Source organism: Thauera phenolivorans, assembly GCF_001696715.1.
Lineage (GTDB): Bacteria > Pseudomonadota > Gammaproteobacteria > Burkholderiales > Rhodocyclaceae > Thauera > Thauera phenolivorans.
Genome location: NZ_MBFM01000007.1, coordinates 42,937 through 50,445 on the forward strand (window position 1 = coordinate 42,937; position 7,509 = coordinate 50,445).

Sequence of the window (7,509 nt, forward strand, 5' to 3'; positions counted from 1 at the left end):
GACCCGAGCATCGACGGGCACAACGACACATGACCACGCAGACCCACCCCAACCCCTCGACCACCACCTGGTTCGTCGGCGCCAGCTTCGGACACACCGACGACCAGACCGCACGCTTCCTCAAGGACGGCATCTGGGAAATCCTCACCCCGACAGAGAAGGAGCGCGCGCTGGTGCGCGCCATGCAGCCGGGCGAGCGCATTGCCATCAAGGCCGCCTACGTGCGCAAGAACGGGCTGCCGTTCGACGGCCGCGGCCATAGCGTGTCGGTGATGGGGATCAAGGCCGTCGGCACCATCGTCCACAACCCGCAGGACGGCGAGCGCGTCCAGGTGCAATGGCGGCCGGCCGAGGGCGTGCGCGAATGGTATTTCTATACCTACCGCTCCACGATCTGGCGCGTGCTGCCGGGCGACTGGATGAACGACGCACTGATCGCATTCGCCTTCGACCAGCAGCCGCAGGACATCGAGCGCTTTCGCAACGAGCCCTACTGGCGCGAGCGCTTCGGAACCATCGCGCCGGACAAGCTGCGCTTTCCGTGGACCCGGTTTTACGAGGCGGTGGCCGAGAAGCTGCTCGATTACGCGAATGACCGCAGCCCGCTGATCGAGGGCATTCACCAGATCGCTGCGCGTGTGCCCGGCCTCGGTTACTTGCAGGACAAGTTTGCCGACGGCAGCGTCGGCCCGCTGCAGGACATCTGCCCCTTTACCGTGATGGGCACCTTCAATCGGGGCCTGACCGACGCCAATCGCAAGGTCATCGCCGGCGAGCTGGCGAAGCTGATCGGCGTCACCGTGCCGGTGCCGCCCTCGTTCGAGGGCATCCCGATCCTGAACAACCAGCGCTCCTGGTTCTTCCGCTATGCCGACAAGCGCGGCGCGGGCGACATCGACGCGCTGTGGCGGGTGTTCGTGGCGGGGCATGCGCTGGTGGAAGACGACCAGCCGGAGACGCGCGAGGCTTTCATCCAGGCCTATGACGCGGCGACCCAGGTGTGGGGCGTGGCATGGAATCTGTCGGCGGGCCTGTACTGGGCGCATCCGTGGGACTTCCCGACCCTCGACAGCCAGTCGCGGCATTACCTCAACAAGCGACTGGGCTTCAACGTGCCCGTCAGCGGCCAGCAAGGACCGTGCGACGCCGCCACCTACCTGAAGCTGATGGACGATCTGCGTGCACGCTTCGGCGAGAGCGACTACCCGGTCCACAGCTTCCCCGAGTTGTCGCTGGAATCCTGGAAGTACGAGGGGCCCAGCGTAGAGGTGATGTCGCCGGAGGACGCACACGACCACGCGGGGGAACAGGAAAGCGACGAGGTGCCGCCCGACACCGTTCAGGCTGCGCCGCCGATCGTGCCCTATTCGGTCGATGACATCCTCAACGACGGCTGTTTTCTCGAGCGCGCCGAGCTCGACCTCCTGATCGACCGTCTGCGCGCCAAGAAGAACCTGATCCTGCAGGGGCCGCCCGGCACCGGCAAGACCTGGCTGGCGAAGCGGCTGGCCTTCGCGCTGATGGGCGAGAAGGACCCGAACCGGATCCGCGCGGTGCAGTTCCATCCCAATCTGTCGTACGAGGACTTCGTGCGCGGCTGGCGGCCGACTGGAGACGGCAAGCTCGCGCTGGCCGATGGCGTGTTCATGGAGGCGATCATCGCCGCGCGCAAGGCGCCGTCGGCGAAGTTCGTCGTGGTCATTGAGGAGATCAACCGTGGCAACCCGGCGCAGATCTTCGGCGAGCTGCTCACCTTACTGGAAGCCGGCAAGCGCACGCCCAGCGAGGCGCTGGAGCTGTGCTACCCGGATGCCGACGGCAAGCGGCGCCCGGTCCACATCCCCGAAAACCTCTACGTGATCGGCACCATGAACATCGCTGACCGCTCGCTCGCCCTGGTCGACCTTGCGCTGCGCCGCCGCTTCGCCTTCGTCGGGCTCGAGCCGCGGCTGGGCCCTGCATGGCGGAAATGGATCGTCGAGGCCTGCGGTGTCGATGCGCTGCTGGTGGCGGACATCGAGCACCGCATCACCGAGCTGAACGACGCGATCGCCGCCGATGCGCGCCTGGGCAAGCAGTTCCAGATCGGCCACAGCTACGTAACGCCGGCCCACCGTCTGGAGCCGGGCGACACGCGCAAGTGGTTCCGCCAGGTCGTCGCCACCGAGATCGGCCCGCTGCTCGAAGAATACTGGTTCGACGCGCCGGCTGAAGCCGAACAGGCGACGGCGCAACTGACCCAGGGGTGGTGATGTCGGCTGTGGCCACATCCACGGCAAGCGCGGCGCCGGGCGCGGCGGGCCACATCGGCCGCATTCCGGTCCGCAACCTGTGGCTGCTGATGCTCTATGCGTCCGACCTGTTCCGAACTGGCGGCCAGAAGGCCGTCGCGCTGGAGAACAACCCGGACGATCTCCCCGACCTCGTTGCCGAGTTGCTGGCGCACGCGGTCGAAGAACGCCGGCGCCGTCGCCTGAGCCTGGGCTATTACGTCCGCGACGAGGTGCTCAACCGCGTGCGCGGACGCATCGACGTGCTGCGCACCGAGCGCCACCAACTGCTGTCGCGCGGCCTGGTCGCCTGCCGTTTCGACGAGCTGAGCATCGACACCCCGCGCAATCGCTTCGTGCGGGCGGCGCTGGAATCGATCGCCCGCGTCGTGAGCAGGAAGGACCTCGTCCACCGCTGCCGCGCGCTGGCGAACGGAATGAAGGCGATGGGCGTCTCGGGCCAGGCGCCGACGCGCGCCCAGATGAGCGCCGACCGTTTCGGCCGCAACGACGCGGAAGACCGCTTCATGGTCGCCGCCGCCCAATTGGCGTTCGACCTCGCCCTGCCGACCGAAGCCTCGGGCGCCAACCTGCTTGTGCTACCGGATCGGGAAGTCGCATGGGTGCGCCGCCTATTCGAGCGCGCCGTAGGCGGCTTCTACGCCGTGACGCTGAGCCCGCAGGGCTGGAAGGTGAAGTGCGGTGCCACGCTGGGCTGGCAGATCGAGGAGAGGACCGAAGGCATCGACCGCATCCTGCCATCGATGCGCACCGACATCGTGCTCGACCATCCGGCCAGGGGCAGGCGCATCGTCATCGACACCAAGTTCAACGCCATCGTCACCAGCGGCTGGTACCGCGAGGAAACGCTGCGCAGCGGCTACGTGTATCAGATCTACGCCTACCTGCGCTCGCAGGTGGGTCAGGGCGATCCGATGGCGGATGGCGCGAGCGGGCTGCTGCTGCACCCGGCGGTTGGGGAGACAGTCGATGAGACGGTGGTGATTCAGGGGCAGCGGATTCGGTTTGCGACGGTGGATCTTGCGGCGGGGGCGGGGGAGGTTCGGGCGCAGTTGCTGGGGAGGGCAGGAGAGGGGGTGAGTCGAGTTCTCGACCTTGGTTGCCGGTGCCCAGATGCGTGACGTCGGGCAGCAATGCGGCAGCTTTTCATCCTGCGAGTTGCAACTACTGACCTGCCCACAGCAGTCATTCGGATTAGTGCCAGCCCAATGACGGCCTCCCACCGCACAACGTTCGCTTCTTGCGTGCCAATCGTACGGTTTCGACGAGAGTCCCAGCAGTGCGAATGATTTCTTACAGATCACCAGGAGACGTGCGCGTGCGTGTCGGCGTCTAGTTTGGCACCCTGCGGGCGAATATAACTTATCGCTAAAGCCAATCTAAAAAATCTCGCACGAGATACTCGGCGCGTGTGAAGAGGATGTTTTGCGGATATCCATCCAGCCCAACGACCATCACTGAATCCGTTGAGCGCCCATGCATGCATACCAACGTTGATGTGGAGTCGTGATCCGAAACAAAGGCTTCATGATAGGCATTGCGTTCAACGTTATACGTATCGCCACATTTATATGTATTCCTCCGCTTAACAGCAGCATGGGCTCGAATGCCAGTCTTCCTTAGGTTGTTGGAAGTGGCCGCAGCGTACCGATCGCCGCTATATTCGACTTCGTAAAGTGGATGGTAGCCGGACGAGTCTGCGGTCACGTCGTATAGAATATTGGTCATCTGGCCTTTGAGAATCCGGCTTTCGACGTGGCAGTTATGCGTGTGGATGAAAGCAGGCATCCCGGTCACAATTCGTGGTCCTTTGGGCCAGAAGTGCAAGCGCCACTCCTCGGTCTCGGTACGTCCGAGGAGGGCAACGTAGAAGCCATGGGGATGGATAAGACAAGTGGGGTTCCCCCTTGTCAGCCATGTCTTCACGGCACATCGAAGAGCGGGGAGCGGCTCAGCGCGAACGCGGCTCAACTCGAGTGGGAATTCAAGATCAGCGAGCATAAGGCGATTTGGATTTCGTAGCCTGAATGGCTTCCGCCTCCAGGCTCGTGATAAGGGTATTCTCGCCAAACATTGCGTGAAGCGTTGTCGGCAACCCTTTATGACCATCTACGGCAACTTCGTGCGCCTCATCTCGTATCCAGTCAAACTCGTTGACGAAGGCGGGAAAATCGCGATGAGTCCGCCGATAGCGGGAGGCAGTGTCCTTCGGATCCTCGCGAGTGACAAGAATCTCGTCGGATGAGCCCTCGATGCGGAACGTTGAGAGTCGCCTACTGAGGAACAAATGGATGTCCAGCAATCCACGATTTTCCCGTGAAGCCTCGATGAGTTTGAGAATGGTCGCTACCACTTCTGCCTGGACGTACCGGGCGCACCAAGAGTTACGGTCAAACGACGACGCTTTCCGATAGGCGGCGTATTTTTCGCAGAGAGCTTCGTCGCGAAAATCGAGGAGGACAACTTCTATGCGAATCCGTAGCCGGTTCTGGCGAGCTTTCCTCGCGAGGATCGGAAGGATTTCTGCACGAAAATGTCGACCTGTTCGCACGAAGATTTTGTAGTCAGGCGCCATCTCTGCAACGTCCTCCAACGTCTGCCGAATGTCTTCCGGGAGTAAAACGGAGGACGCCGCGTTATCGTTTGGATCGACAAAGAAAAAGAAAATGTACAGGCCGGAGACGAGCGCAAAGGCTCCACCCGCAACGACCGAAATCACGAAACTGTTCAAGGCCGCCCAAGCGGGGGTTGTTGGCGCATGAAAGGCAATCGCGAAGATGGCAATAAAGCCACATACCAAGAGCGCCGCGGATAAGAGCAAAAAGCTTCGTCGCTGCGACGGCGAACTGAGGATACCGGAGATGGACATAACTTTTCAAAGACTGTCTGGATGATTTCGGGTCGGGCGATCAACTCGAAATGATGAGGCGGCTGCAGACGCAAGGCAAGGAGCAAAGGAAATGCTCGATCAGCGCGTGAAGTCACGCCTCAAGGTCTCGCTACGTGCCGCCTTCCGGTTAACGGCCGCTCTACGTGCCACACTAGCGTTCGGCTGTCCGCTTGCGAACCTCGAGCCCGTCGTCTCGAGGTCGACAGTTTCATCCACGTGACGGGGAGGATCTGCGAGGCTGCCCGCACTGTGGGGTCGTGGGTCAGGACACGGTCGAGAGCGTCATGGCTCGCTGGTGCGATCCGCCTGCACCGGCCCCGCGCTGTCGGGATGAGCCGTCATCAACGACGATGCAGTCCGGTCTCGCTCCTTGCCGATGCAACGTACCGACCGGAAAGCAGTGGCACGTCTCCAGTTCGGTGAGCGCGACCTACACCGCACGCTAGATGCATGGTAGGTAACCGATCGAGGCTGACAACAGCGATGGACGCGCGGTGTGCCGGGATCGGCTAGTCGATGATGCCATGATCCTATTGCTCTCTATCCATTGTGGATGGCTCGCGCGTAGAATCGCTAGCATCACTGCTCGAGCGGCGGTTCAGTTCAACAATGCTTATCCCTCGCGGCAGGCACCCACGAGATGAACGACGCTTGCGGCGCGAGGGATAAGCCCTATTCTTTAGGCAGCACAGGAGACTTTGTGCGGATCATTGGCAATCAAGAACTCGACTTAAACGAGCCCCTTTGGCGATATTTCAGGACAGAAAGGGTCATGGAGCTGCTTCAGTCGAGTTGCCTGTATTTTGCGTCAGCGCGGCAATTTGACGACCCGTTCGAAGGGGCTGTTGCTGTGCTACCGCCAGGACTCCCCGTTGATCCTCGCTATACGGAACTCGAGCACGGTGAGAAAGCGTTCGAAGAACTGCGGCTACTTACGAAAGTCTGTTGCTGGCACCGTGCAAGTTATGAAAGCGATGCAATGTGGCAGCTCTACGCTGGATCCCGAAAGGGCGTTGCCGTGCGCACGAATGCAGAGCGAATTCGCGCTGCCGCCAAACCATTTCGTCTGAAGCCTCAGTACGGACATGAGGACCTTTGGGCCGGGAACGTAAAATACGTAGATCTACTTAAAGAGCGGCTTCACGTAAGCATGCTGGACCGGTTTTGGTACAAACATATGGCATTCGCTTGGGAGCGAGAGTTTCGTTTGGCAGTATCAGTCCGCATGGCGTATGAGTTCGGTGTTAATGTGCCCGAAAACGGAGTAAAAATTGAGTTTGATATTCCACAACTCGTCGAACGCATCTATCTTGGCCCGTCGCTATCCGAGAATGACGTCGAGGCGATTCGGGCTGCTGCGAAAGCGCATGGCCTCGAAGACCGAATCAGAGTTACTAGGGAAGCTCTGATCTATTCAGCGCCGGTAAAATACTGAAGTCATAACCCGCGCTGCCACCATGAAGCAAACGACCTTCGCCTCGCTGGCTTTCGAACGGAAGAAGAAACAGACCCGCCGGGAGCGCTTCCTGGCCGAGATGGAGAAGGTCGTGCCTTGGGCAGCGCTGCTGGCAGTAATCGAGCCGCACTACCCGACGACGGGCCGGCGCGGGCGCCCGCCGATGCCGCTCTCGACGATGCTGCGGATCTACTTCATGCAGCAGTGGTACGCGCTGTCGGATCCGGCGATGGAAGATGCGCTCTACGAGGTCGAGTCGATGCGCCGCTTTGCTGGGCTGGACCTCACCGACGACGCGATGCCCGACGAAACGACGATCCTCAAGTTCCGCCACCTGCTCGAGAAGCACGCGCTGACCTCGCAGATGATGAACATCATCAACGACACGCTCGAGCAGCGTGGTCTCTTGCTCAAGGGCGGCACGATGGTCGACGCCACGATCATCCATGCGCCGCCCTCGACGAAGAACCAGGAACGCAAGCGCGACCCCGAGATGCATCAGACCAAGAAGGGCAACCAGTGGTACTTCGGCATGAAGGTTCATGTGGGCGCCGACGTCAATTCCGGGCTCGTGCATACCGTTTCGGTGACGCCTGCCAACGTCTCGGACATCAACCAATTGCCGCATCTGGTGCGTGAGGATGACCGGGCGGTGTTCGGCGACAAGGGGTACGTGAACAACAAGCTCAAGCGCGTCGCGCGCAAGGCGGGCCTGTTCTGGGGCGTCTCGCTCAAGGCCAGCAAGCAGCACCCGCTGACCGAGGCGAACAAGCGTTTCAACCACAAGATGTCCTCGATCCACGCGCGGGTGGAGCATGTCTTGCGCGTCATCAAGCGCCAGTTCGGCTACACGAAGGTGCGCTACAAGGGGA

General features: G+C 61.4%; 6 protein-coding genes. 4 read left to right on the forward strand and 2 right to left on the reverse strand.

Annotated elements, in window-relative coordinates:
* Positions 1-29 precede the first annotated feature (29 nt).
* Together BB334_RS17175 and mcrC are read left to right on the forward strand one after the other, a co-directional pair.
* Positions 30-2,252, forward strand: coding sequence for an McrB family protein (locus tag BB334_RS17175; RefSeq protein WP_068809733.1), 2,223 nt, complete (start codon positions 30-32; stop codon positions 2,250-2,252).
* On the forward strand, positions 2,252-3,412 hold the full coding sequence (gene mcrC, locus BB334_RS17180; RefSeq protein WP_068809734.1) for a 5-methylcytosine-specific restriction endonuclease system specificity protein McrC: 1,161 nt from the start codon (positions 2,252-2,254) through the stop codon (positions 3,410-3,412). The genes BB334_RS17175 and mcrC overlap by 1 nt, the downstream gene beginning before the upstream one ends.
* Before the next feature lie 247 nt (positions 3,413-3,659).
* On the opposite strand, the gene BB334_RS18315 is transcribed toward mcrC, so the two are convergent.
* Positions 3,660-4,118, reverse strand: a complete 459-nt coding sequence (locus tag BB334_RS18315; protein ID WP_158014437.1) for a hypothetical protein — start codon at positions 4,116-4,118, stop codon at positions 3,660-3,662.
* 163 nt (positions 4,119-4,281) lie between these two features.
* Positions 4,282-5,160: a hypothetical protein gene (locus BB334_RS17185; protein WP_068809735.1), complete on the reverse strand. Its 879-nt coding sequence runs from the start codon at positions 5,158-5,160 to the stop codon at positions 4,282-4,284.
* Between the two features lie 661 nt (positions 5,161-5,821).
* On the opposite strand from BB334_RS17185, the gene BB334_RS17815 reads away from it, so the two are divergent.
* Together BB334_RS17815 and BB334_RS17190 are read left to right on the forward strand one after the other, a co-directional pair.
* Positions 5,822-6,616 carry a DUF2971 domain-containing protein gene (locus tag BB334_RS17815; protein WP_198531288.1) on the forward strand — a complete coding sequence of 265 codons (795 nt, stop codon included), beginning with the start codon at positions 5,822-5,824 and terminating at the stop codon, positions 6,614-6,616.
* 22 nt (positions 6,617-6,638) lie between these two features.
* A partial coding sequence (locus BB334_RS17190; RefSeq protein ID WP_068809736.1) for an IS5 family transposase occupies positions 6,639-7,509 on the forward strand: 871 nt, incomplete at its 3' end.

Excerpts from the sequence above, each read along its gene's own strand:
- BB334_RS17175 (WP_068809733.1), top strand. The coding sequence starts at position 30 with ATGACCACGCAGACCCACCCCAACCCCTCGACCACCACCTGGTTCGTC.
- BB334_RS17185 (WP_068809735.1), bottom strand. The coding sequence starts at position 5,160 with ATGTCCATCTCCGGTATCCTCAGTTCGCCGTCGCAGCGACGAAGCTTT.
- mcrC (WP_068809734.1), top strand. The coding sequence starts at position 2,252 with ATGTCGGCTGTGGCCACATCCACGGCAAGCGCGGCGCCGGGCGCGGCG.
- BB334_RS17815 (WP_198531288.1), top strand. The coding sequence starts at position 5,822 with ATGAACGACGCTTGCGGCGCGAGGGATAAGCCCTATTCTTTAGGCAGC.